This window comes from Microvirga sp. GCM10011540, assembly GCF_042650665.1.
Classification (GTDB): domain Bacteria; phylum Pseudomonadota; class Alphaproteobacteria; order Rhizobiales; family Beijerinckiaceae; genus Microvirga; species Microvirga lenta.
In genome coordinates, this window is sequence record NZ_JBHSBQ010000025.1 from 109,556 (window position 1) to 133,886 (window position 24,331).

The following is a 24,331-nucleotide window of genomic DNA, read 5'->3' on the forward strand; positions in this document are numbered from 1 at the left end:
GGTGCAGCGATGTTCAACTTTCTCGTCAGCAGCAGCCTGCGCAACAGGCTCTTCGTTCTCGCCGCCGCGTTGGTGCTGATCGCCTATGGCAGTTTCGTCCTTCCCCGAATCCCGGTCGACGTGTTTCCGGATCTCAACCGCCCGACCGTCACCCTGATGACCGAGGCCGAGGGCCTCGCACCGCAGGAGGTGGAGCAACTCGTCACCTACCCGCTTGAGACTTCGATGAACGGCATGCCGGGCGTGACCCGGGTGCGCTCGGTGTCCGGGGTTGGCCTGTCCATCGTCTATGTCGAGTTCGACTGGGGCACCGACATCTACCGCTCACGCCAGCTCGTCGCCGAGCGCCTGGCCCTCGTGGGCGAACAGCTCCCAACCGGCGTCACTCCCCAGATGGGCCCGGTGACCTCGATCATGGGCGAGATCATGCTGGTCGCGGTGACCAGCGACACGGTCTCGCCGATGGAGGTGCGCGAGATCGCCGACTTCATCATTCGGCCCCAGCTCCTCACCATCGCGGGCGTCGCCCAGGTCATCCCCATCGGCGGCGAGGTCCGGCAGTACCGGATCGTGCCGAACATCGCGGCGCTGCAGGCGCTCGACGTCACGCATGAGCAAGTCGAGCAGGCCGTCACCCGCTTCGGCACCAACACGGGCGGTGGCTTCGTCGACCAGCACGGGCGCGAGTACCTCATCCGCAACGTTGGCATGACCCGGCGCCTGGAGGACCTGCGCAACACGGTGGTGGTGCACAAGCAGGGCCAGCCGGTCTTCCTGCACCAGGTCGCGCAGGTGGACTTCGCTCCGCGCGTGAAGCGCGGCGACGCCGGCTTCCAGGGCAAGCCCGCGGTGATCGTGTCGATCCAGAAACAGCCCGGATCGGACACGGTCGACCTTACCGGCAAGATCGAGGCCGCGCTCGCCGAGATCCAGAAAACGCTGCCGCAGGGCGTGTCAGCCACGAACCTGCAGTTCCGGCAGGCGACCTTCATCGAGACCTCGGTCGACAACGTAAAGCGGGTGCTGCTGGAAGCGGCCATCGTGGTTGCGATCATCCTGATCCTCTTCCTCATGAATGCGAGGGCCACATTCATCTCGCTCACCGCGATCCCGATCTCGATCCTGGTCACGGTTGTGGTCTTCAATGCCTTTGGTCTCACCATCAACACCATGACGCTTGGCGGTCTGGCCATCGCCATCGGCGAGCTGGTCGACGACGCCGTGGTCGACGTCGAGAACATCCTGCGCCGGCTCAAGGAGAACCGCGAACTCCCTGCCCCAAGACCCGTGCTGGAGGTGATCGCGGCCGCATCCCAGGAGGTGCGCTCCGGCATCGTCTACGCCACGATGATCATCATCCTGGTGTTCATCCCGCTCTTCGCCCTCTCCGGCATCGAGGGGCGTCTCTTCGCGCCGCTCGGCGTGGCCTACATCGTGTCGATCCTCGCCTCGCTTGTCACCTCGATCACCGTGACGCCGGTGCTGGCCTACTACCTGCTCTCCGGGCGGGTGAAGAGCCATGAGCACGACAGCTTCGTGGTCCGGCACCTCAAGCGCGGCAATGCCGCCCTGCTGCGCTGGGCTTTCGCCCACCGGGGGTTCCTGTTCACCACCATCCTACTGGGTGTCGGCTTGGCGGCCTACGGGGCGACGTTGCTGCCCCGGGCCTTCCTGCCGCCGTTCAACGAGGGCACCCTCACGATCAGCCTCGCCTACAATCCCGGCATCGCCCTGGCCGAGAGCCACCGCCTGGGACTGGTCGCCGAGAACCTGATCAAGGACGTGCCGGAGGTGATCTCCGTCGGGCGCCGCACGGGCCGGGCCGAGCTCGACGAGCACGCGGAGGGCGTGCACTCGTCCGAGATCGACGTCGATCTGAAGCGGTCGGAGCGCTCGAAGGAGGATGTTATGGGCGACATCCGCGCCCGTCTGGCCGTCCTGCCGGCGACGCTCAACGTGGGGCAGCCGATCTCGCACCGCCTCGACCACATGCTCTCGGGCGTGCGGGCCGAGATCGCGCTCAAGATCTACGGCGAGGACATCGACACCCTGCGCACCCTGGCGGAAGGTCTGCGCGAGCGGCTCTCGGGCGTGGAAGGCCTCGTCGACCTCCAGGTCGAGAAGCAGGTGCGCATCCCGCAACTGCGCATCGACGTCGACTACGAAAGGGCGGCTCTTTACGGCCTCACGCCGGCGACGGTCACCCAGGCCCTGGAAACGATGTCGAATGGCAGTACCGTCTCCCAGATTGTGGAGGGCAGTCGCCGCTACGACGTGGTGATCCGCCTGTCGGACCAGGACCGCTCGACCACGGGCTTGGGCGATCTTCTGATCGCCACGCCGACCGGGCCTGTCCCGCTGCGCATGATCGCGACCGTCGAGGAGACGGACGGGCCGAACCAGGTCCTGCGCGAGAACGGCCAGCGACGCATCGCGGTGCTCGGCAACACGGACGGCAAGCGCGACATGGCGGCGATTATCGCCGACATCCGCCGCATCACCGGGGAGACGCCATGGCCGCAGGGCTACGTCACCCGCCTGGAGGGCACCTTCCAGGCGCAGGAGGAGGCGACGCTCCGGATCGGGGCGCTCTCTCTCCTGTCGCTCGCGATGGTGTTCGTGGTGCTCTACAGCCGCTACCAGTCGCCGGCCCTGGCGCTGATCATCATGGGCAACATCCCGCTGGCGCTGATTGGCAGCGTGATCGCGCTCAACGTCGCCGGCCAGCCGCTCTCGGTCGCGTCGATGATCGGCTTCATCACGCTCGCCGGCATCTCGGCCCGCAACGGCATCCTGAAGGTCTCGCACTATATTAACCTCGCGCTCTACGAGGGCGAGCAGTTCGGCAAGGACCTGGTGATCCGCGGCAGCTTGGAGCGGCTGACCCCGGTGCTGATGACGGCGCTGTCGGCCGGCCTCGCCCTTATCCCGCTGCTGTTCGGGGCGGACGAGCCCGGACGCGAGATCCTGCACCCGGTGGCGGTCACGATCTTCGGCGGCCTCGTCAGTGCGACCCTGCTCGACACCTTCCTCACCCCGGTCCTGTTCCTGACCTTCGGCAGGAAACCGCTGGAACGCATCCAGGCGGGCCGGTCCACGGCGTCCGGAACCCTCACCCCGGCGGAAGCCTTCTGATCCCCCACACAAGGAGAAACACCATGAAGCATCTCATCCTCACCCTCGCCATCGTAGCCGCCCCCCTGGGGGCAACGGCCCACGAGGCCGCCAAGGGCCCGAACGGCGGCCCCGTCGCCGACAGCGCCGGCCACCACGTCGAGATGGTCGCCACGGGCACCGAGCTCACCCTTTACCTGACGGAGGGTGCCGACAAGCCGCTGGCCTCCGCGGGCGCCAGGAACGCCCGCGCCATCGTGCAGGACGGTGGCAGGACGGCCACCGTCCCGCTCCAGCCGGCCGAGCCCAACCGGCTCGTCGGTGCCTTGGCCCAGCCTCTCGGGGCAGGCGCCCGCGTTGTCGTGTCGGCAACGATGGCGGACGGCCACACCGTCCAAGCCCGCTTCGCCACCAACTGATCCCACCGGCTTCAACAAGGAGAACCTGCCATGAAGATGTCAATTTTTGCCCTCGCCCTGACCGCCCTTGCCGGCCCGGCGCTGGCCCAGGCACCAGCCATGAGCCCACAGCACCGCTCGGGCGGAGGGGCCGCTTCCCAGGCCCAAGGCCACGCCCAGACGCCGGCCGGCCCGGCGCAGCCGCAGGGCCAGATGCCCATGGGGCAGATGATGCACGGTGGGGGCATGACACAGGGCCAGGGAATGCAGGCAGCCGCATCCCAATCGGATGCGACGAAGGCCTACGCCGCGGCCGTGGACAAGATGCATGCCCCGATGGCGCAAGCCATCCAGAGCCCCGACCCGGACACCGCCTTTGTGAAGGGCATGATCCCGCATCACCAGAGCGCCATCGACATGGCCAAGGTCGTCCTGCAGTACGGCAAGGACGAGCAGGCGAAGAAGTGGGCGAACGACGTGATCCGCGAGCAGGAGCGCGAGATCGCGGAGATGCGGGCCTGGCTCAAGGCCAAGGGGGTCGAGTGAGGCCACAGCCCGGTGAGCCCCGCCGAACCGCCCCTTGAATGCGTCCCCTGGGCGATCTGAGACAGCCTGCATCCGGTATCTGGACCCGCGCGTTTGCCAGGACGCCCCAGCATCGGATGCAGGCGCTCCCCCGGTCTGGTGCCTCGTGTTCCCGGACGTTTCCCAATAAGAGATCAGCCTGATGAACCGTTTTCTCCCCACCCGTCGCACGATCCTTACGGGCTTGGCGGTGTTTGCTGTCGCCCATCCCCGCGGCGCACGGGCGCAGGCCCTGCCGAAGGTCACCGTGACCAAGGATCCGTCATGCGGGTGCTGCACCGCCTGGGCCGAGCACATCCGGGCAGCCGGCTTCCCTGTCGAGATCAAGGAGACGCCGGAGGTGAACCGCCTGAAGGTCAGGCTCGGCGTTCTCCAGGCGCTCGCCTCCTGCCACACCGCCGAGGTGGGAGGATATGTGATCGAGGGCCACGTCCCGGCGGACGCCATCAAGCGCCTCCTTGCCGAGAAGCCTCAGGCACGGGGGCTGGCGGTGCCTGGCATGCCCGTCGGGTCGCCCGGCATGGAGGTGGAGGGCGCCGCGCCGGACACCTACGACGTCGTCCTGTTCGGTCCGCGCGGCCACACAACCTTTGCACGCTATCATGGCCTGCGGGCGCTTTGACGCCACGCCCTGGGCGCCTCAGGCCTTCGGCCCCGCGTCTTGGCGGAGCCAGGCCGCGAGGCAGGCGTTCCGCGGCGGCTCGGTCATCGGCTGGAGCGCTGAAACCATCTTCCTGTATCTAGGAATGAAGAGGTCCCGAGTGTTTTACGTTTCTTTGTGGCGCGCCTTCCTGGCCGTGCTCGTTGTCACCGGTGCCGGGGCGGCGCTGACCTTCTCTTCGAGCCGCAATGTGGCGGCCCCCTACATCTTCGAACTCGTGGAGCGCGAAGTGAAGCAGGGTTTCGGTACGACCGTCCTGGTCCGGCTGGTTGATGAGCGGACCGGAAAAACAGTGCCGGACGCGACCTTGTTCATCAGTCGCCTCGACATGTCGCCGCACGGCATGGGCGCAATGGAGGCCCCGCTTGAGCCGTTGCCCGACACGCTGCCCGGCTACTACCGCTTCGAGACCGATCTTTCGATGGGCGGCGGATGGGCGCTCACGCTGGCCGCCAAGCTGCCGGGGGTCCCGGACCCGGTCCAGCGCAGGCTCGTTCTGCAGGCGATCCGGTGACACGCCAATGAACTCGACTTGCTGACAGTTTGGCGCATTGGGAAGGAGCATCGTCCGTTGCCAGCGACGCCGCTTCGCGCAGGTAGCCGGTTCAAGTAACGCGCTCCCGGATCTCATTCCACGGAGTCCCTCGCTGATCCGGACATGGTGTCAGGCGCTGACCTGCGTGCGGCGCCACGCTGCGGCCTCTCACACGCCGCGGTACTTCATGGCCCGCGGGTCGGCTGCAGCTCATAATTCGCGCATCTGAGAGCGCTTGCCCGCTGGCAGCCTCTGCCGACCGTCTGATGACAGCGCCTGCAGCCTCCATTCGACCCGCCTGCATTTCTGCCGTTCCGATGATGCCGCGCGGCAGGGATCCGAATGGCGACAACGAGGGTCCCGGCAACGGGCGCAGTTCCATTCAGCCCTTGGGTCTCCCGCTCTCGGGCACTCTGGAGGAAAAGCCACTCACTTGGCGTCCGCGCAACAGAGCGAAGATCAATTCACCTGTCGCGGACAGCAAGTCATGTCTTCGTCTTGATCCGGATCAAGGCAGCGCCTCCGTGGTCTGCTATGCTTATGAGCGTTGCAAGACAACCTGCCTCTGCCGCACGTCATCGTTGCTGATGCAGGGCAGACGCGACTGGCCCGGTGCTGTGGCCGAGTGGAGGTGAAGATGATTTGGAGATCGAAACTCAAGTTCGCGCTTTCGCTCGGGGCAGGTCTTGTCATCTTCCCCGGTCTTGGCGTGGCCGCGATGACCGGCGTCGAGTGGCTCAGCCGCATGGAGCAAGTCGAACTCAGCCGAGGAACCATGGCCGATCATGTCCATGCCCAAGGAACGGTCCGGGCGCTGGACCGTGCTTCCGGCACGGTCACCATCCTGCACCCGGAGATCGGTAGCGCCGACAAAAGCATCTGGATGCCATCCATGGTGATGGTGTTCCATGTCAGCCGGTCGGAGGTGCTGCGTGGCGTCAAGGCGGGAGATGCCGTGCGGTTCGAAGCCGCGCGCCGCAGGGGGGCCGTGATGGTGACCCGCATTACCAAGATTGGCGGAAGCACCCCATAACGTGCTCAGCCACTCCCCATCTCGTGAAGGTGGGATGAGCGTTATCACGCCCGGGCGTCTGAACAGATTACGGTCGTTCGCATTGGATTTGCACGTGCTCAGACGGAGAGACGCGCCTGCGCAAGACACTGCTTCTGATCATTCACCCTGATCTTTGCAGGCGCCAACCGCGCCACCGCAAGGCCGGCTTTTGTTGGCGCACCGGCCAGAGCGTGACTCAAGGGGCGGTCAGCCTTGTGACACCCATCGCCAGTGACACCCGCATGGCCCGAAGCCCGCCTCCGCTTCGGGACCGCACAAATCCGGGGACCTGGCCCCCGCGTGCCTTGCCGGCAACGTTGCTCCGGTTTCAGCCGCCGTGACGTTCGGCCATGATGCCGTTGGCCTGCTGAACCTCTCGGATGTAGCGAACGATGGCCTGAAGCTCTGGGTCGCCGACCTGGGGCTGCGCAGGCATGTTGCCAAAGCGCCAGTGGTGCTGCCGAACCCCTGACTTCGCCGCCACATGGAAGGCCGCATCCGCATGATGGCCTGGGTGATAGATGACATGAACGAGAGGCGGACCCCGATCCGTGCCGGCCCCGGTCTGCCCATGGCAGCCGGCGCAGTTGGCCTCGTACGCCACCTTGCCAGCGACCGCGGCCGGTGAGAGGGTCGCCGGCTCCACGATCCGGATCGGCTCCTGAGGCTCCGGTGCCAGAAGGCTCCATGCAACGGCAAGGCTGCCCAGCAGCGCGCCCCCCACGGCCAGCCAGGACCAACGCTTCACGCTCCGTCTCCTCTCGTCCAACAGGTCGTCGCTGCTGCTCGCAGCGGTGGTTCCCCAACCCTCCAACAAACGCGGTGCATGACAGGTCCACGCCACCTCCCAGCCGAGCAGGTCGTTGGATGACGCCCGCTCCGACCGTTCAACACATCCGCCTCAATGGTGCTTGTACCAGCCTGCACCTTTGATGTCGTTCCACGCATTCGTCTGATGGCATTGATAGCACTGGAGCACCCCGGCATGCTCCTGCCCGGCGATCCTTTGCGACACCATGCTGAAGTGTTCCATGTAGTGGCTCGGCGGCGCCTGGTGACACTGCGCACACTCCTTCGAGGTCGGTGACGGGTGCAGGAACGATGCGATCCGCCATGTCGATGTTGCGTGGCAATCAGCGCACCCGCTGCCAAGGAGCTTCTGATGAGGATCCTGGTTGCTGTGGCAGCTGGTGCAGTTGAGGGCTTCCTTCTCGGCCGGTGCCGAGACCAGGATGCCGAGGTAGCTGGCGAGATCGTCGATCATTTGGCGGGACAGAGTGGGATGGCCCTGCACGGCTCCTGTCGTGTGCCAGCCGATCCGCAACAGGGCACTGTGGTCCATCCGGGTCGGGCGCGAGCCGCCCTGGTGTTCGACGTGGCAGCCGCGGCAATCCTGAACATTGGCATGGAACGCTGTCGGCTGCTTGGCCAGGTCCGCTGCGGCGGATGAATGGCAGGTGATGCAGGTGGCCGCCGCGACACCTTTGGTGGGGGTGTGGCATGTCTCGCACTGATCGTTGAGGAATGCGTGCTTGCCTGACAGAGGACCAGGCTGGAAGAAGCTCCGCCAGCCCGGAACAGCGGCCGACCCTGCATAGTACAGTGCCGCGATGGCAGCGAGGCCGATCAGCACCGATGCCGTGATGAGAACCGTATAGAACACGCCGAGCTTCTTCACGACAGCCACCGCAATCCGTAGTAGATCTGGCCCGCGACATGGAGCGCCAGCAGCAGGTACATCACAATCGCACTGACGACATGGACCACGATCCATCGCATGAAGATCGCCTTGAGTGCATCACGGGAGCCGATGGCATGTTCGAGATCCGCAATGCCGTCGACGAGTTGGATGATCGGCACTCCCGGGAGAGCCTCCGCGCCCGAGCGCGGAGCCCCTTCTGACGTGGCCTGCTGGCCTGCGAGGGCCCCGACCGTTTGGTCGAAGGCCGAACGGAGTGTGGCCAGCCGGGATTGCTGCTCCCGCAGCTCGGCCGACACGGTCGGCAGATAGTAGCGGCCGACAAAGCCCGTGACCACAACGACCAGCATCGCAACCACGAGCGCAATGCCGAGCGGGCTCTGGTACTTGTGCCCGGTGTGCAGGTTCCCAAGCAGCGCACCCAGCACCCCTGCATAGACGTGGAAGGTCAACAGCGAGCGCACCGACACCACCGTCGTGATGAGGGGCTTGAGAGAGGTGCTGTACTTGGCAAGGGGATAGAGCAGCAGCAGCACCATCAGGATGGCGGCTGCGATGCCAAGGATGCTGCCGGTGAGACTGCCCGGAAACCGGGGCGACGTGTGAAGGACGAATGCCGGCGTCAGGAACAGGAGCAATGTGAGGCCGGCCCCGACGGTGAGCCGTTCGGTCTCGTTCATGTCAGGCGTCCACCACCAGGTTGCCGATGGATTTGGCCTGACACGCCAGAATGATGTTCTGCGCCTTGTCCTCGGAGGTGAGCGCCTCCTCGACGTCCATGGTCACCTGCCCCTCCAGGAGCTTGGTCTTGCAGATCCCGCAGGTTCCGACCCGGCAGGAGTAATCGATGGGCACGCCGGCGCTCTCTGCGACCTCCAGCACGCTCTGGTCCGGCGGCAGCGGCACGACTTTGCTCGACCGGGCGAAGCGGACCGACGCGGTGGCCGGGCCAATCGCTGCGGTCGTCGCCACTGCGGAAGGGCCCGCTCCCCCGTCTGTTTGTGGCTCGATGGGCTTGGTCACCGTAACCCCGGGCGGGGGCACGGCGCCTTTGGCGGGACCGAAAGCCTCGGTCTTGATCTGGTCCCCGGGCACCCCGAGTTCCGCCAGAAGCTTCTTCATGGCTTCCATCATGCCAGGCGGGCCGCACAGATGAACCCGCCGCTTGGCGATCTCGGGCACCGCTTGCGCCAGCAGCTCCCTGGTGATCGGCCCCTCCGGCCCCATCCAGGAGGTCCCGGCGGCGCGCGCCATCGTGGCGATCACGTGCAGATTGGCGTGCCGCCGCTGAAGGTGCTCAAGCTCGTCCCGGTAGATGAAGTCGACCGTGGAGCGCGCGCCATACACCAGGAAGATCTCACCCGGCCAGGCGATGTCATTGAGGTAGCGGATCGCCGCCATGAGCGGCGTGATGCCCACCCCTCCGCCGATCAGCACGACGCTCTCGGCTTCCGTCCCGCTGAAGGTGAACACGCCTGATGGCCCCATCACCTCGACCAGGTCACCCACGGCGACGTTGTCGTGCAGGTGCCGCGAGAGGAGACCTTGCTCCTCGCGCTTGATGGTGGTTTCGACATAGGCCGTCTGGGCGGCCGAGGACGCGATGGTGTAGGAGCGCCTCACGAGCTTGCCGTCGATCTGCGCCGAGTAGGTGAGGAAATGGCCCGGGGCGAAGGTGAAGGGAAGGGGCCCGCCCTGAGGGTTCCTGAGCCGGAACGTCTTGACGTTCGGGGTCTCGTCGAAGATGGCCGCCACCCGCAGCTGCCCCTTCCAGGGGCCGGTGCGTGCCGGCGGGCCCATGGGCGCCGGTGCCGCTGTGATCAAAGGACCGGAGGGCGTGGCCCCCGGCGGTGTGGTTCCTGCGGCTGGCGCTGCTTCGTAAGGTGACGGCTGCGGCGCGGTGATGGCCACAGGCGCCGCTTGGAGGAGCGGGGCCGGGATGGCACTCGACAGGCGGTCGACGAGGGTGTTCGCCCGGCGCATGCGCGTGAAATAGATCGCCGGCATGGCGACGGCGAAGGCCGATCCCAGCGCCATGCTCACCACGTGGAACCAGGACAGGCCGAAGGGTCCCTCGGAACCATGGATAGGAGTTGCGGTGGGGAGGTTGAGCTGCCCTTTGAACCAGTCCTGGGCAACCTGGGGCGGGGTCGTCCCCTCCGCCAGCGCCCGGAGCGCCGCCGTCCCGCTGCTCACCAGATCAAGGCCGTCCCGCAGGCGCCGGGCGGCTTGCTCCGCACCGGCTGCGTCGCCCGAGGCATTGGCATGGCGTAGGGCGTTCTGGGCGATGGCGATCTCGTCCGTGCCTGTGCTGATCCGGGCATGCGCCTGCGCCTCGACGCCTTGCCGCTGCCCCGGGGCCAGGGTGGGCAGATCCATGAGGGCGGGGTAGAACTCCTTCCGCGGTTGCCCGCCCATCATCTCGCCCATGCCACTCATCATGCCGCCCATGCCACCGCCTTGGGACGGCATTCCAGGCATGGGGGAGGGGCTGCCTGGAGCAACCGGGGGTGGATGGCCCGGCGGGGCAGCGGGGCTTGGCGGGGCGGCCGGGCTTGGCGGAGCGGCCGGGCTTGGCGGAGCGGCCATGCCAGGGACCGCGGCGTCAGGGTGGTGGCCGGCATGACCGTCCGCCGACTGGCCGAACGCCTGAAGGGCGGACAGGCCCACGACGGCGACGGCCGCTATGACCGGGATGGGAAGTGCAGCGAGAGGACGCTTGGGCATGTGGGGAGTGGAGGAACTCAGTGCCATGAAGTCACTGCCCGCTCATCTTGCTGGTCTCCAGCTTTCGTGGGCTCGTCCCCGCTGTAAGCGGGGCCAACGCGGAACCGGCCCTGGCGGGCAACCGGGTCGGGCGCAGGACCGGCAGCGCCGCCGGGGCGCAGTCGGGTCGCCGCAGCCGCTGCAGTCCCCCGATCCAAGTCGGGGAACCAAGGCCTGGACCCACGGACCGCTCAGAAGGTGGCCAGAAACGGCACGACCAGCTCTTCCGCCACGTGCTTCTGGTGCTCGTCAAGTGCGGCATGGAGCTGGGCAAAGGAGCTCCGCGCCGCCTTGATCGCCTCCAGCCGGGCGCCCAAATGGCGCTCGTACTGCTCCAGCCGCGCAGTCGCGCTCGCATCGGCGGCCGGGGCCGCCAGCAGCTGCCGGGCCTCGATCAGGTGCTGCCGGCTGGAGCGCAGGGCCTCGGCGAACTGGTTCCAGGCCGGGGTCTGCGCATCGGTGATCGTCAGCTCCGCCTTCAGAAAGGCAATCCGCCCCTCGATGCGATCCGTCATGTCGGCGCCGCCTGCGGTCATGCCTGGCATCGTGCCGCCCGTGGGCGCCTGCGGCATGCGCATCGCGTCATTGTTCATCGTGCCCATCCCGCCCTGCTGGTTGGGCTGCATGCGGGGCATGTTGTCCATCATCATGCCGCCCTGACCCATGGGGGCCATGCCGGTCTGGCCTTGCTGCATGCGCATCATGTTGTCATCCATCATGCCTGCGCTGCCACCTTGCCCCGATCCGCCCTGGGGCATGCCGCCCATCTGACCCTGCGGCATGGATCGCATGTTGTCGTTCATCATGCCGGAACCGCCCATCTGGCCAGCCTGCCCTGACGGCATCGCGCCGGACCCGGCCTGCCCGCTGGGTGCCATGGTGGCCTGCCCTGATCCGCCCTGTGGCATGCCGCCCATGCCGCAGCACATGCCCATGCTCCCAGAGCTTTGGCCGGCCGGCATGCCGCCTGCCGCCGGGGCCTGCTGCATGCTGCCCATGTTGTCCATGGCCACGACGATGCGGTCCTGGGGGGCTGCGCCCGCCTCGGCTGCACGCGCAGCCTGCTGGACGGTCACCAAGCCCAGCACCGACACGGCGGCCATGAGGACGAAGGAAGTGCGCATGATCGGTTCTCCTGTGGAAATGGCCGCGTCGTGGCGTCGAAGGCTTTTTGTCATGGCCGCACCATCGCAGCTGAGCCGTACGGCGTCATTGATCGTGATCAATTGCCGGGTCCCGCGGCGTCCGGCTCCTGCGAAAGGTGCATGCCGCACCGGGAAGGCGGTGCCCGCCGGCTGGCGGCCGGGACCGCTTGATCCGGATCAATGCATTCATGATAGCTTCGGATCATGCATGGGGATCTGGCCATTTTCGGCCATTCCGCTGTCCCGGGCCGTCGCCATGAGCCTCCAACTGAACTCCACCGCCCTGGCCGAACCGGTCGGGTGCCTGTGCCGGGATCCCAAGGCTTGGCGCCTGGAGGATCTCCCCTGCACCTTGGAGACCGAGGAGCAAACCAGATCGTTCCTCGGCAGGCAGGCGGGCCGACGTGCGGTCGGACCAAATGAGGTCATCTTCCAGGGCGGTCCGACCGAGAGCCGCTGCTTCCGGGTCCTCGAAGGCGTGGTGCGGCTTGTCACGTTCTTCCCCGACGGGACCCGCCAGATTGTGCGGTTCGCTTTTCCAGGAGCCTATTTTGGCCTCACCCATGCCGAACGGGTCCTGACGGCCGAGGCGGTTACGCCTGTGGTCCTGCTCGAATTCGATGCCGGCAAGCTGCAGGGTCTGGGTGAATGCAATCCGCTCCTCGGGCGCCAGTTGGCGAATGTCCTGCGGGCCGGCGCGAGCGAGGCGCTTGACCACGTCGGCCTTCTGGGGCGCAAGGACGCCCGGAGGCGCCTGGCCTTGTTCCTGCGGTTCCTGCACCAGAACCTCGGGCTGGGCGACATCGTGACTGTGCCCATGTCCCGGTCCGACATCGCCGACTTCGTGAGCCTCAAGATCGAGACCGTGAGCCGGGCGTTCGGGTACCTGCGTCGGCGCCACCTGATCGAGGATGTCGGCCGGGGTGTGCTGCGCCTGGACCTCGCCGGGCTTGACCGGCTGATCGAGGGCGAGGGCTGATCAGGTCGGCGATCCCCCAGCGCCGGGGCGCCAAGCCAGCCCGCTTCCGAGCGGTCGCACAGCGCACGGGTGGAGGGAATTCGGGTTTCGGTCCGTCCACCCGTTCCTGGCGTGATCCTGTTCAAGACGCTTGCGGTGGCCACCGGGAGCCTTATGCTGCCGATTGCCGGCAGTTGATGGTCGGCCATAGGAGCAAATCACTGGACCCTGTGTGGACCCACTTACGCCGTCTTGTCGCAAGCCTCATGCTTGCGGCCGTGACCGCGTTCGTGCTGCACGGCGTGGTCATGGCAGGCCTGAACGCCCCTGGCGCCGTCTCCGTTGAGAGCTGGGAGGCCGCCGCCCACATCAATGGGTCGTCCCAGCCGGATGACGGAGACGGCCACGGCGCGCCCGGCGTCAGAGCGTCGGACATTTGCGCCTGCGCGCTCGGTGAGGCCGGTCATGACGGGGCCGGCCCTAACCATGCCCCTCATTGCGGCACCGTCTGCGGCATGGCCCTGCCGTCCTTTGGTCCTGGCGTCGCGACGCTTCTGGCCACGGCCACCAGGCTGGCGATGGTGAGCCAACAGGGCTCCGGCGCCGATCCGGACGGCCTGAAGCGCCCACCCCGAACCCTCGGCATCGTCTGATCGAGCGACCGGTTCGGGCCGTGTTGCTCCCGACGACGTGCTCGTGATTCGGGTTCACGCCCAACCCCTGCCCATTCCGTCAGCGCGCTGTCCGGCCCCGGGGCCGTTCCGGCTCGCCTGAGCCGGGCTGACCCGCTGTCGCCGCCCGTCCTCGACGGCACCTGTGCCGGTGAATGCAGGAGCGCGGGCCCCTGTGGGCCCAGTCACGAGCATTGTCCCTCGCCCATGGATCCGTGCCTGTTCTCCGGAGCACCGCATTGCCGGACAAGACCGATGACCGCCGCACAGACAAGCCGGCAGCCTCCCGCGCTCGCGCCAAGACAGGGGCTGGCGTTGATGGACGTGACAAGTCCCGGTTGGCCAGGCCCCCTGGGCGACCCCGCATGCACGACAAGCCAAGGCGTCCAACCGCGGCCCAGGCCTACATCTACTTCGAGTGCCGCTTTGCGCGCGGACTGTTCTGTGCGATTCCGAAGAGCGGCGCGATCCCGGACTTCCTCATTGGTGCAGGCTGGAAGTTCCGCGGCACGCCGGGCAAGCACGGGGACTGCCCGGGCGGCTTCAACGCGACAGCCGCGCGGTTCGCCGTCCAGCGCGAGGGCTGCTACTTCTTCGTGGCTTCCGCGGAAGAGGCCTGACGCCAGTGCCGTCGGCACGGCAGGAGTGGTGATCCACACCGTCTTGTAAAACCCGACGGACCATCACAGATGCACTGCACGGAAGGCCGCGTGCGGTGTGGTGTCGGTGCTCCCGACCGCCCTTGGACGGTGCGGCACCTGCTCCCCGCGAAGGATGAGGGTGCCTTGGCGTTGCCGTCTTGCCCGTGCATGGCCTGCCGTGGTCAGCATGACCATCTCGTACAACCCCGCCGGAGGATGCCGTGGGTCGTCTGCCACACATTGCCGCCTGCCTTGCCGCCGTGGTGGTGGCCGCCGCACAGCCTGCCTTCGCTTCGCTCCACCGCAGCGACGCGCGGGCCGAGGACGACCGCATCTCGAAGATCATTCTCTCGCTGCCCAAACCGCCCGTGGTGGAGACCCTGGTGGGCCTGCCGCCCGCCCACCCGAGAGGGCGTGGCCATTATCTGCCGCTGGTCGCCCGGGAGGCCGAGCGCCGCGGGTTGCCCATGGCCGTCGCGGATGCCGTCGTGATGGTCGAGAGCGCCTACGATCCATCCGTCACCGGCACGGTCGGCGAGTTGGGGCTGATGCAGGTCCGCCCCGGGACGGCGGCGATGCTCGGTTTCGTCGGCTCCAGGGAAGCCCTCGCCGACCCGGCGACCAACATCCGCTACGGCGTCGAGTACCTGGCACAGGCCTGGCGGCTTGCCGGCGGTGACCTGTGCCGCACGCTGATGAAGTATCGGGCGGGCCATGGCGAGGACCGGATGACCCCGCGCTCGGTCGAATACTGCCGGAGGGCGCGGCTCCACCTCGCCGCCATCGGGTCGCCGCTGGCCCAGGACGGGACCGCGGTGGCCACAGGGCCTTCGGCGCCGGTGCAGATCGCATCGGCCCGGCCGGACCAACTGACGCGCATTCCGCAGGTGACCGCGGAGGATCGGCGCCGGGCGGCGCTCCAGCGTGAGCTCGCCCGACGTTTCGTCCTCGCGGTCACCAGGGTAGGCTCGCAGGCGAGGGGCGAGCTGCTCCGGCCGGAGCCGTCCACAGGGAGACGCTGATCCGGGGTGAAGGGACAACCGCGTCCTGGCGAAAGGATGATGGCCCCGGCGTAACAGGGCTGTTCATTGCTACCGGCTGGCGCCTGCCCCGGGTTGCGTGAACGGTCACCCGGCGAACCGGGAGGAGCACCGGAGGCTCGGATTTCGGGCGGCGCGCACGTGGATACCACCGACGTGCACTACGCCCTCTCGTTCGACGACGTCAGCGGGCGCCTGGAGGTCACCGCCGCGACATTGCGCGCGGGGCACGGCTGACGGAGTCGTCGGAATGAAGTCTGCCGCGACCTGTTAACTCTCGTTTAACTTTTGCCTTGAGCGCTTCCGGCCCACCGTGTCAGGTTTGATGAACAAAACCTTAACGGCGTGGCGGGGGCAATGCGGCAACCTCTCTTCGGGCTTCTGAACGTTCGGCCTTTGTCCCGGAGCACGTTCCGTTTCGCCGCCGTCTCCCTCGCCCTGACCCTCACCGCAGCAGCGCAGGCGCAAACCCAGACCGGGACCATCCTGCCGGGCGTCTCCCAGCCCGTTGCCAGGGTCGGCGCCGCCAAGCCGATCATGGGCTGGATCCGCTTCTGCCAGGAGAACCCGGCGGAGTGCACGGTCGACCTGTCCGAGCCCGCCACCATCGAGCTCACGGCGAAGGACTGGCAGACCCTCAACCGGGTCAACCAGCAGGTGAATGCCGCGATCAAGGCCAATACCGACAAGGATCACTGGGGCGTCGAGGACATCTGGGACTTCGCCGAGGACGGCTACGGCGACTGCGAGGACTACCAGCTCCTCAAGCGCAGGCACCTGGTCGAGGCGGGCTTCCCGCGCCGGGCCCTGCGGATGAGCGTGGTCATCGACGAGGAAGGCGCGGGCCACGCCGTGATGATGGTGCGCACGAGCCGCGGCGATCTCATCCTCGACAACAAGCGCAACGCCATCCTGCCGTGGCACAAGACGGGCGACGTCTACATCAAGCGCGAGGGCGACGAGGGTTCGGCCTGGGCCTCGCTCGGCAGTCGGACCTCGCCTACCATGACGGCGAACCAATAGCCCCAGTCGTGAGCTGGGTGAGTTCCCGTATCCTGCCCGCAGCAGGAGGCGGATCGGACATGCCTGGCAAATTGCGGCCTCCAAGGGTTCCCTTCGCCCTCCACGCTTCCTCTTCCTTGCAACGCTTCTCGCCTAAGAGGCGGTCGGCTGAATTCCGGGATGTTCCAGTGGGACATATCCGATCACCCGACGTTACCTATCTGTCCCCTCTGGCGTTCCGAAGCAGCGTATCGAGCAGTTCACCGGTCTTTGACGAGAAAGCGGGGGCAAAGCATGCCCCAGACCTCCCAACGCCTGCCTAGCGTCCTCGACCTTGCGCGGTGGCTGGCTGGACCAGCCCGCACCGCACTCGCACCAGCTGAGATCGTCACAGAATACTGCGAACGGCTGCTGGCCGCAGGCGTGCCACTCTGGCGCGTTCGGGTCGGGCAGCGCCTCGCCAATCCTCTTATTGGCGTCTGGGGTGTCAAATGGATGCGCGGAGCCGGGGCCGAAGCGTACACCGTGCCCCACAGGATCCTGGCGACACGCTCATACACCGGCAGCCCCTTCGAGCATGTCAATAAGACACGGGCCAGCTTCCGCCGCTCCCTTCGGCACCTGGATCCGGCACTCGACCATCACGTGCTCTTGGAAGTGGCTTCTGAGGGCGGCACAGACTACCTAGCTATCCCTATCATGTACGGTGATGGTTCGGTTCAGGGCGCCTCCTTCACGACCGACGGCCTACGGGATTTCAGCCCGGAGGAGGTGGGCCTCATCGAGGAGCTCGGACCGTTCCTGGCCGCGGCCCTGGAACCGGCCGCGATGCGGCGCTCCAGTGAGAGCCTTCTGCAAACCTATCTTGGCCAGGGGCCTGCCAAACGTGTTGCGGCGGGGGCCATTCGACGAGGCGACTGCTTCGAGATTGAAGCGGCCGTGCTGCTGACGGATCTGCGCGGTTACACGGCTCTGTCGCAGCAATTGCCACCCGATGAAGTGCTGGAGCACCTCGACCGCTATCTGGAAGTGGTTGTCGGAGCCGTGCGTGCCGAGGGTGGTGACGTGCTGAAGTTCATCGGTGATGGCATCCTGTCGATCTTCTCTGTTGAAGAGAGTGGACCAGCAGAGGCCACCCGGCAGGCTTGCCGGGCCTTGGACGCCGCCTTGGCGAGAGCCCATGAGGAGGGTGATCTGCAGTTTGTCGCATGCCTGCACATCGGCCCTGTCACCTACGGCAATATCGGCAGCCCCGACCGCCTCGACTTCACCGTGGTTGGGCCGACGGTCAATCTGGTCAGTCGGCTCGAAGCGTTTGCCAAGAGTACAGGCAACGTGGCGGTGTGCTCGCGGGAGGTCGCCGCACTCCTTCCATCAGGGGCGACGCAGGCTCTGGGCACGTTTGCTCTGAAGAGTCTTCCAGACGAGCAGATGATTTTCTCGTTGCACGGATCCGGCGAACACCCCTAGCTCCTTCACCTATTCCGGTCCTTGTTTGCGAAATGCGGGGTTCGAAAAGGATTATTGCGCCCGGATCGGGGTAACCCAGCAAATCCCCTGCCTTTCCGGAACGCCCGGGCTCCACCTTGTTGCGCGGCTCAGTTCAGCCGCCGAACAGTCCCCGAAAGCGCTCAAGCACCGAGCGACCGTCACCTCCTGCCGCCTGGGTCGTAGGCTGAGGCGCTGACGCCGCTGCCGGAGCGGGCTGCCGGATGGGTTCGCCAGCGGCCACCTGGCCTGCCTGTGGCCTCTGCGAGGTGTAGGCGAGCGTCGATGACGGTCCCTGCCTCGGCTTCCCGTTCGCGGCAAGGATGACCTCCTGCGGCCCCGCGGCCAAGGCTTCGGGCCGGCTCACGTCGCCAAGCCGGTTACGGGCGCTGGCATCGACGGCAAGCGAGCCGTCCTCCCCGGCCAGCGCCTGTCGGAAGCTCGGGTGCTGCCCGCCGTCGCCGTATACAAGTTTGATCGGCTGCACGCCTCTGGCCGCCAGTGTGGCGACCTGCTGGTCATCCTTCTGCCGCTTCTGCGCGACGGACGCCATGACCGAGGCGTCCCCGCTGAACGCATACTGCCCGCTGGCCACGGACACCTGTGGCTCCTGCTTCGCAAGCTCGAAGTAGTCAGAGCCTTCCTTCAGGTTCCGCCAGAAGGCGATGTTCGGGTCGAGGCGGTGCTTGGCCAGGTTCTCGGCCGTCATCCGGAACGGATACGACTGGAACTGGAAGCCGCGCTGGCCGCTGGCAAAGGACTCGCGGGCCAGGGCATATACCTCGGAGATCGCATCGTCGGTCATGGCAAAGCAGCCGCTCGACGAGCACGAGCCGTGCACCATGAGGTGCGCGCCCGTCCGGCCATGGGCGCGGTCGTACGCATTCGGATACCCGAGGTCGAACGACAGGTGGAAGCTGGAATTCGGGTTCATCTGCGAGGGCGTGACCGTGTAGAAGCCCTCCGGCGCCTGGCGGTCACCTTCCCGAGTCTTGGGCCCGAGCTGGCCCGACCAGCGGCACATCGGGTAGGTCTTGAGCAGCGCGTACCTGCCGTCGGGGCCTCGCTTCCAGACCTCGATCTCGGACTCCTTTTTGTAGGCCCGCATGAGGATCGGGTCGTTTGGCGACATGCCCTTGCTAGCCATCATTGCCATGGTGGCCGACGGGATCGGCACCAGATGGCGTGTGGACCGGGTGTCACCCTGGCAGGCGGCGAGCGCGAGCACGAGGCCCGCAGCCAATGCGATACGCTTCATCGTGGGGATCCCCGCTTCCGATCCGCCCAGGCGTAAGTGCCAGGCGTTTCCCCGATTTCCCTTGGTTGCCGGCTTCAGGTCCGCTTGCCGCAGGCCCGGCCGATCCGAAGTAGGAGTTGCCGCCAAGTCCGGCAGGATTGAGGCATGCGGCCGCCGTATACTCAGGATCCACAATGGCAGGTGGGCCGGATCGTGCCGCCGGTGCCAAGGCGGTTCGGCCGGCACCCGGCACGGCCGGCATGCGTCGCCTGCGGGTTGTCCCCAGAAAGCCGGGGTCGTGTTCACATTTCGTTCTTACGCGCCTGCAGTCGCCGTCGTATGATCCTGCACCCAGGAGGCAAGTGCATGACAGCAGACGAGTACCTTCACGGCATCCTGAAACGCGAGGCCGTGGACACGGGCCCGTTCGCGCCTGTTCGCGGATGCCAGACGCTGCTGCTGCCGCACCTGCGGGAGTGGGCGGGCGGCCAGCTCGTGAGCGTCAGCCCCAGCGGCTCCTTCGCGAAAGGGACCGCCAATGCGAGCGGAACCGACATCGACCTGTTCATCTCCCTCAAGGAAGACACCCGCAACCCCCTGGGCGAGATCTACGACAGTCTGTTCGAGAAGCTGCGCGCGAAGCAGCTCTCTCCCCGCAGGCAGAATGTGTCCATCGGCGTGAGGATCAGGGGGTTCGATGTGGATCTGGTCCCGGCCAGGCGCCAAGGTCCCGTCGGGGAGGACCACAGCCTGTACCGCAACCGGGCGGATACCTGGACGAAGACCAACGTGGCGAGGCACATCGCCTTGGTGGCCAGCTCGGGGCGGCGCAACGAGATCCGCGTCCTGAAGCTGTGGCGGAACCAGAAGAACCTCGACTTCCCTTCCTTCTATCTGGAGCTCACGGCCATCGAGGCGCTGAAGGGGGGTGCCACGGGCAGCCTGTCAACCAACATCCTCCAGGTGTTCGAGTACCTGCGCGACCGCTTCGAGACGGCGCGCGTCATTGACCCGGCCAACACAAACAACGTGCTCTCGGACGAGCTGACCCAAGCCGCCAAAGCAGCCATCAGGCAGGCCGCCACCGATGCGATCCGCGCCGCCTATTGGGAGGAGATCGTGCAATGACGTGGTCGCTTGAGGTTCTGCTGTCCGAGCTGCACGACGACATTCAGCAGCGCCTGGCCCGCGCCCGGGCATCGTTCGCGCACCCAGGCACCAAGGGCGACGCGAGCGAGAGCGTCTGGCTTGAGATGCTCCAAACCTATCTCCCGCAACGCTACCGCGCCGACACGGCGTTCGTCGTCGACAGCGAGGGCGCCTTCAGCGACCAGATCGACGTGGTCGTCTACGACCGCCAATACTCGCCGTTCATCTTCAACTTCCAGGGCCAGAAGGTTGTCCCGGCCGAGAGCGTCTACGCCGTCTTCGAGGCCAAGCAGTCGATCAATGCGCGGATGGTCGGTTACGCGCGGGACAAGGCGGCCAGCGTGCGCTGGTTGCACCGGACCAGCCTGCCCATCCCCCATGCGGGCGGCGTCTACCCGCCGAAGCCGCTGACTCCCATCATGGCAGGGCTTCTGACGCTGGAAAGCGACTGGAGCCCGGCGTTCGGCCAGCCCCTGGCGGATGCGCTCAATAATGGCGACGCCGCCGGCCGCCTCGATCTGGGCTGCGTTGCCGCCCATGGGCATTTCACCTTCGATGCGGCATCGGGGTACGGCCTGACGACCGAGGGCCGGCCCGCGACGGCCTTCCTGTTCGAGCTGATCGCGCGGCTTCAGAGCAGCGCCACCGTGCCGATGATCGACATCCGCGCCTATGCCCGCTGGCTCACGGGCCCGCCCGGCGGTTCATCCGCCACCACGTGACCAACAAGAGGCGGTGAGCCGCGGCTACATGTAGAAGCGGTAGCGCGGGTCGGGCAGAACGCCTTCGGGAACGTGTCGCAGGATCTCCCCGACCTGCCGCGCCGCCCGCATGGTGATCGGCAGGGCGCCGTCGAACTGGCTGTTATTCCAGTTCATCTTGGTGAGCGCGAGCGTCTCCTTGAGCAGGGTGTCCCACCCGGCGCCGTCGCGGCGCTGCCCCTTCAGCAGCAGCGGGTTGGGCACGTACATCCCCGGGTAGGTTCGGAAGAAGTCGACGCTGCCGCGGGTGTACAGGATCGAGGTGTCGTCATCCAGCCGCAGAGCCGTGCCCCGCAGCGGCGGGTAGTCGCCGTTCCGGAACAGGCGCACCGGCGACCTGCGCGGGAGCCAGAGGAAGTCGGCGAAATCGATCCCGACCTCCTCCAGGGCCTTTCCAAGGCCCTCAAGTTCCTCACGATGGTATTTCGAGCTCTTGTGGACCACAAGCCGGGCGGGATAGTTGCCGTGCTCCTTTTTATAGGCGGCCAGGGAGTTCCTGGTCAGCGCATAGGCGTCCTCGCCGGACAGGTACGGGTGGCGGTCGACCTTGTCTTCGAGCGCCTTGCCGCCCCTCAGGATGAGGCCTTCACCCCGCTCGTCGAACAGCTGCGCGGAACTCGTGCGCAGGGACGACCGCTTCAGGTCCTCGAAGAAGCTGATTCCGAGGAAGGTCGTCGCGTAGTCACGCTGGTCGCGGATCATCCGCCAGGGCGTCCCGCCGGCCTTGTAGTAGAGGGCGCCGAACAGGTTCCAGGCGCGCGTGGCCTCATCCTGGACCCGGCGTTGGGACAACTCGGCGAGCTTGCGCCTGACATGCGCGTTGTTGTCGTAGGTGGTCGGCCAGACGATCTGGATCGGCACCCGGAACGGCAGGGTCGCCGCCTTCAGCGCACCGCGGAAATCCGCGTACAGCGTGTCCTCGTCATCGGGCTTGGCCTCGCCGTCGGGCTTGGGAGCATCGTCGCCGGCCGTCTCCCCGTCGCCGACCCGCAGGTTCTTCACGCGTTCGATGATCTCGACCGGAAGCGCGCAGATGATGACGTGCGGCGGCCGGTCGCGCTCGGCCAAAGCCTGGACCTCGCCGGCGAAGAGCTCGACGGCCAACCTCAGCGCGACCTCGTCGCGGGGCTCCCCCGTGATCCTTGCGACCTGGCCCTGCGGGATGGTGCGCTCGTCCTGTCCGTCGACCTCGAAGTAGCACCGGAACGGTCCGCCGATGCCGCTGCCGGGGAACTCCGGGAACAGGTTGGGTTGGTTGCTGCGCTTGGCGGGAATGCCACCCTCGCAGTGCTGGAGCCACGCCCGCAGGCCGTCAACCGTCCGGGCCGATCCGACGATGCCGAGGCGCACGGTCCGGGTCCGCTCCGTGGAGAAGTCGACGGGGCCATGGTCCATCAGGCCGAAGCGCACGTCCTGGTGCCGGCCTCCGCCGCCGAACTCCAGCAGCGGCTCGGCGATGTGCACCAGGCTAAAGAAGGAGCTCACGCTGGCCCTCCTCGCGTGTCTTGCGCTCCTCGGGATCCTCGCGCTCCGTCCACAGGCCGTCCGGCACCCCGAAGGAATGCCTCAGGCTGGGAACGGCGTCCAGGGTCAGGTAGGGATAATCGTCCCGGAAAAGGTCCCCGCCGTCGGTTAACACCGCCCGCCACATGCCGATGTGCCCACGCACGTTCGCATTCGTCTCGAACCTCTTGATGGTGGCGAGCCGCTCGGAGGCGTACGCGTACTCCTCGACACCGTCGCGCGTGAAGTGATAGGTCGGCTCGATGGCCAGGTACCACTCGTCCTGGATCTCCAGGAAACGCGGGACGAAGGCGGCGTGCCGGTAGTAGGACGGCCCGCTTCCGCTTTGCGCCTTGCCGTGCGCCGAGACGACCTTGCGCTTCGCCTGGCGGGCGAAGGACTGATACCGGATGGTCCGTTCGATGCCGTTCCTGCGGTCGGGCTTGAAGAAGTGGTACTTCCCGGCACGGCTGTAACGGAGGCGGTCGCGGATCCGCTCGGTGAGGCACCGCTGGAGCAGGTAGACGAATTGGCGCTTGGTGACGTCGCCGTCCGCCTCGAACCAATCCCGCGTGTCGATCTGATCGATGCTGCCGAGGTCGCAGGCATCCTCGAACAGCGGATCATCGAGGTCGCGGAAGGTGATGAGGCGGCCGCCATGCACGATCCAGTCCATGGGCGGGTACTCGTGCCGGCGCAGGAGCGCCTGGCGGACCTCCTTGGCGTCCAGGTCGGTGACGGCCAGGTTGACGCGGAAGGGATGGTCGACCCTGAGCAGGTTGGTCTCCAGCTCCTCCTCGGTGCGCAGCGAGGGGGTCACGATGCCCGGACGGGCGAAGCCGGCGACGAGTTCGGCGAAGCTGGCCACGGTGTCGTCCCGCAGTTCGTCGTCCTTGCGGTGGAAGACGACTTTGCGCGACCGCTTGCGCTCCGGGTCGGCGAAATAGCCCTGGATCGACTTCCACCAGACCAGTTCGCTGTCGAGATGCACCACCACCAGGATCACGGGGGTGTTCGCGTTGAACCAGTACTCGATGTCGCGCTCGGTGGCCCGGTAGGCGAAGATTTCGCCGTTGTCCTCGGGCAGCGTCCGCATGGTCTTGAGCTGGGCGGCGATGTACTGGGCGCGGACCTCGCCGGTGTGCGGATCGCGCAGCTCGATGAACCCGTCCACGCCGGTGTCGAGGGCGCCGGAGGGGGTGTGGAAGCTCAGCCCCGCCGCCAGGATCCGGTTGGAGAAGATGTGGACGCCGCGTTCGCCGGTGATCTGGTTGAGGTGGAGCTTCTTCAAGGATCGGCCTGGGCTGAAGGATGGCTGGGTGGGTTGCCGGGGCTGACCGCCACCAGCGCCGCACCCCCGAGCCTTAGCGGATTTCCGCTCGCTTTGCAGCCTCCGGGGCGGCCCAATCCATGGCGCCGTTTGCCGCGAGGCCGCCGGCCGGCCAGGAACGGCGCCTCTCGAAAGCTCGCCCAGCCTTCAGTGCTCGGTGTCGCGCGGCGGGTTGGGATCGCGACCAGGGGCAATGGTGTCCTTGCTGCGGATCCTGCCATCCCGCCCCTTGGTGGTCAGGTCGCCGCCACCCTGATTCGTCAGGTTCGTCCTTGCGGCCTGGACCGCGTCCCGCTGCGTCCCGTGCACGCTGGAGGCCCGTGAGGCGCCGTTGCGCTCGTTGGCCCAGCGGCCATCCGCCCGTTGGTAGACCATTCGATCCCGTCCCTTGCTCACGGCGCTCTCCTCAGTGCTATTGCCACGCTTAAAGTCAGACTTGCCGGCCCTGCTTTCAAGGTGGGCGGATGGCCGCTCAGCGATGTGGCTCGGATGTGGTCCCAACGAGGCCACAACTGCCGCACAGCGATGCAGATAGGTTCACGGAGTCCGTGTGCGGCCGCAAACGAGGCGTCCAGGTGTGGCTCGTCAGGCGGC

23 protein-coding genes are annotated in these 24,331 nt (G+C 66.9%); 14 read left to right on the forward strand and 9 right to left on the reverse strand.

Annotated elements, in window-relative coordinates:
- Positions 1-9: 9 nt before the first annotated feature.
- From ACFOYU_RS10265 to ACFOYU_RS10290, 6 genes are all read left to right on the forward strand, one after another.
- Positions 10-3,135, forward strand: a complete 3,126-nt coding sequence (locus tag ACFOYU_RS10265; protein ID WP_377033435.1) for an efflux RND transporter permease subunit — start codon at positions 10-12, stop codon at positions 3,133-3,135.
- Positions 3,136-3,158: 23 nt separating this feature from the next.
- Positions 3,159-3,533 carry a hypothetical protein gene (locus tag ACFOYU_RS10270; RefSeq protein WP_377033436.1) on the forward strand — a complete coding sequence of 125 codons (375 nt, stop codon included), beginning with the start codon at positions 3,159-3,161 and terminating at the stop codon, positions 3,531-3,533.
- Positions 3,534-3,563: 30 nt separating this feature from the next.
- Positions 3,564-4,058 (forward strand): DUF305 domain-containing protein, encoded by a 495-nt coding sequence (locus ACFOYU_RS10275; protein WP_377033437.1) that lies wholly within the window; start codon positions 3,564-3,566, stop codon positions 4,056-4,058.
- Positions 4,059-4,239: 181 nt separating this feature from the next.
- Entirely contained in the window at positions 4,240-4,719 is a 480-nt protein-coding gene (locus tag ACFOYU_RS10280; protein ID WP_377033438.1) for a DUF411 domain-containing protein, read from the forward strand.
- A 139-nt stretch (positions 4,720-4,858) separates the two neighbouring features.
- Positions 4,859-5,272: a FixH family protein gene (locus ACFOYU_RS10285; protein ID WP_377033439.1), complete on the forward strand. Its 414-nt coding sequence runs from the start codon at positions 4,859-4,861 to the stop codon at positions 5,270-5,272.
- Between the two features lie 658 nt (positions 5,273-5,930).
- Complete coding sequence (locus ACFOYU_RS10290; RefSeq protein WP_377033490.1) at positions 5,931-6,326, forward strand: copper-binding protein; 396 nt, start codon at positions 5,931-5,933, stop codon at positions 6,324-6,326.
- A gap of 349 nt (positions 6,327-6,675) precedes the next feature.
- Here ACFOYU_RS10290 and ACFOYU_RS10295 read toward each other — a convergent pair whose 3' ends face one another.
- The 5 genes from ACFOYU_RS10295 to ACFOYU_RS10315 form a co-directional block, all read right to left on the reverse strand.
- Positions 6,676-7,095, reverse strand: coding sequence for a c-type cytochrome (locus ACFOYU_RS10295; RefSeq protein ID WP_377033440.1), 420 nt, complete (start codon positions 7,093-7,095; stop codon positions 6,676-6,678).
- Positions 7,096-7,248: 153 nt separating this feature from the next.
- Positions 7,249-8,025 (reverse strand): class III cytochrome C family protein, encoded by a 777-nt coding sequence (locus ACFOYU_RS10300; RefSeq protein ID WP_377033441.1) that lies wholly within the window; start codon positions 8,023-8,025, stop codon positions 7,249-7,251.
- Positions 8,022-8,726, reverse strand: coding sequence for an iron reductase (locus ACFOYU_RS10305; RefSeq protein WP_377033442.1), 705 nt, complete (start codon positions 8,724-8,726; stop codon positions 8,022-8,024). The genes ACFOYU_RS10300 and ACFOYU_RS10305 overlap by 4 nt, the downstream gene beginning before the upstream one ends.
- 1 nt (position 8,727) lies before the next feature.
- Entirely contained in the window at positions 8,728-10,800 is a 2,073-nt protein-coding gene (locus ACFOYU_RS10310; RefSeq protein WP_377033443.1) for a 2Fe-2S iron-sulfur cluster-binding protein, read from the reverse strand.
- A 203-nt stretch (positions 10,801-11,003) separates the two neighbouring features.
- Positions 11,004-11,936, reverse strand: coding sequence for a Spy/CpxP family protein refolding chaperone (locus tag ACFOYU_RS10315; RefSeq protein ID WP_377033444.1), 933 nt, complete (start codon positions 11,934-11,936; stop codon positions 11,004-11,006).
- 229 nt (positions 11,937-12,165) lie between these two features.
- Between ACFOYU_RS10315 and ACFOYU_RS10320 the strand changes: the two genes are divergently transcribed.
- The 6 genes from ACFOYU_RS10320 to ACFOYU_RS10345 all read left to right on the forward strand — a co-directional run bounded on the left by ACFOYU_RS10320 (position 12,166) and on the right by ACFOYU_RS10345 (position 17,739).
- On the forward strand, positions 12,166-12,936 hold the full coding sequence (locus ACFOYU_RS10320; protein WP_377033445.1) for a Crp/Fnr family transcriptional regulator: 771 nt from the start codon (positions 12,166-12,168) through the stop codon (positions 12,934-12,936).
- Between the two features lie 245 nt (positions 12,937-13,181).
- Positions 13,182-13,568, forward strand: coding sequence for a hypothetical protein (locus ACFOYU_RS10325; protein WP_377033446.1), 387 nt, complete (start codon positions 13,182-13,184; stop codon positions 13,566-13,568).
- Between the two features lie 383 nt (positions 13,569-13,951).
- Positions 13,952-14,206: a hypothetical protein gene (locus ACFOYU_RS10330; protein WP_377033447.1), complete on the forward strand. Its 255-nt coding sequence runs from the start codon at positions 13,952-13,954 to the stop codon at positions 14,204-14,206.
- Positions 14,207-14,448: 242 nt separating this feature from the next.
- The gene (locus tag ACFOYU_RS10335) at positions 14,449-15,249 is read left to right on the forward strand and encodes a lytic transglycosylase domain-containing protein (protein ID WP_377033448.1); all 801 of its coding nucleotides are present in this window, start codon (positions 14,449-14,451) and stop codon (positions 15,247-15,249) included.
- 375 nt (positions 15,250-15,624) lie between these two features.
- Positions 15,625-16,290, forward strand: a complete 666-nt coding sequence (locus tag ACFOYU_RS10340) for a transglutaminase-like cysteine peptidase (protein ID WP_377033449.1) — start codon at positions 15,625-15,627, stop codon at positions 16,288-16,290.
- A gap of 273 nt (positions 16,291-16,563) precedes the next feature.
- Positions 16,564-17,739 carry an adenylate/guanylate cyclase domain-containing protein gene (locus ACFOYU_RS10345; protein WP_377033450.1) on the forward strand — a complete coding sequence of 392 codons (1,176 nt, stop codon included), beginning with the start codon at positions 16,564-16,566 and terminating at the stop codon, positions 17,737-17,739.
- Between the two features lie 133 nt (positions 17,740-17,872).
- Here the strand turns inward: ACFOYU_RS10345 and ACFOYU_RS10350 are convergent, their stop codons facing one another.
- Positions 17,873-19,015 carry a L,D-transpeptidase family protein gene (locus tag ACFOYU_RS10350; RefSeq protein WP_377033451.1) on the reverse strand — a complete coding sequence of 381 codons (1,143 nt, stop codon included), beginning with the start codon at positions 19,013-19,015 and terminating at the stop codon, positions 17,873-17,875.
- Between the two features lie 345 nt (positions 19,016-19,360).
- On the opposite strand from ACFOYU_RS10350, the gene ACFOYU_RS10355 reads away from it, so the two are divergent.
- Entirely contained in the window at positions 19,361-20,122 is a 762-nt protein-coding gene (locus ACFOYU_RS10355) for a nucleotidyltransferase domain-containing protein (protein ID WP_377033452.1), read from the forward strand.
- Positions 20,119-20,865, forward strand: coding sequence for a DUF6602 domain-containing protein (locus ACFOYU_RS10360; protein WP_377033453.1), 747 nt, complete (start codon positions 20,119-20,121; stop codon positions 20,863-20,865). Before ACFOYU_RS10355 ends, ACFOYU_RS10360 begins: the two co-directional genes overlap by 4 nt.
- Before the next feature lie 24 nt (positions 20,866-20,889).
- Here the strand turns inward: ACFOYU_RS10360 and ACFOYU_RS10365 are convergent, their stop codons facing one another.
- The 3 genes from ACFOYU_RS10365 to ACFOYU_RS10375 form a co-directional block, all read right to left on the reverse strand.
- Entirely contained in the window at positions 20,890-22,389 is a 1,500-nt protein-coding gene (locus ACFOYU_RS10365; RefSeq protein WP_377033454.1) for a hypothetical protein, read from the reverse strand.
- The gene (locus tag ACFOYU_RS10370) at positions 22,373-23,698 is read right to left on the reverse strand and encodes a DUF4365 domain-containing protein (protein ID WP_377033455.1); all 1,326 of its coding nucleotides are present in this window, start codon (positions 23,696-23,698) and stop codon (positions 22,373-22,375) included. Before ACFOYU_RS10370 ends, ACFOYU_RS10365 begins: the two co-directional genes overlap by 17 nt.
- Before the next feature lie 186 nt (positions 23,699-23,884).
- A complete protein-coding gene (locus ACFOYU_RS10375) occupies positions 23,885-24,133 on the reverse strand; it encodes a DUF2188 domain-containing protein (RefSeq protein WP_377033456.1) in 249 nt (82 codons plus the stop codon).
- Positions 24,134-24,331 lie beyond the last annotated feature (198 nt).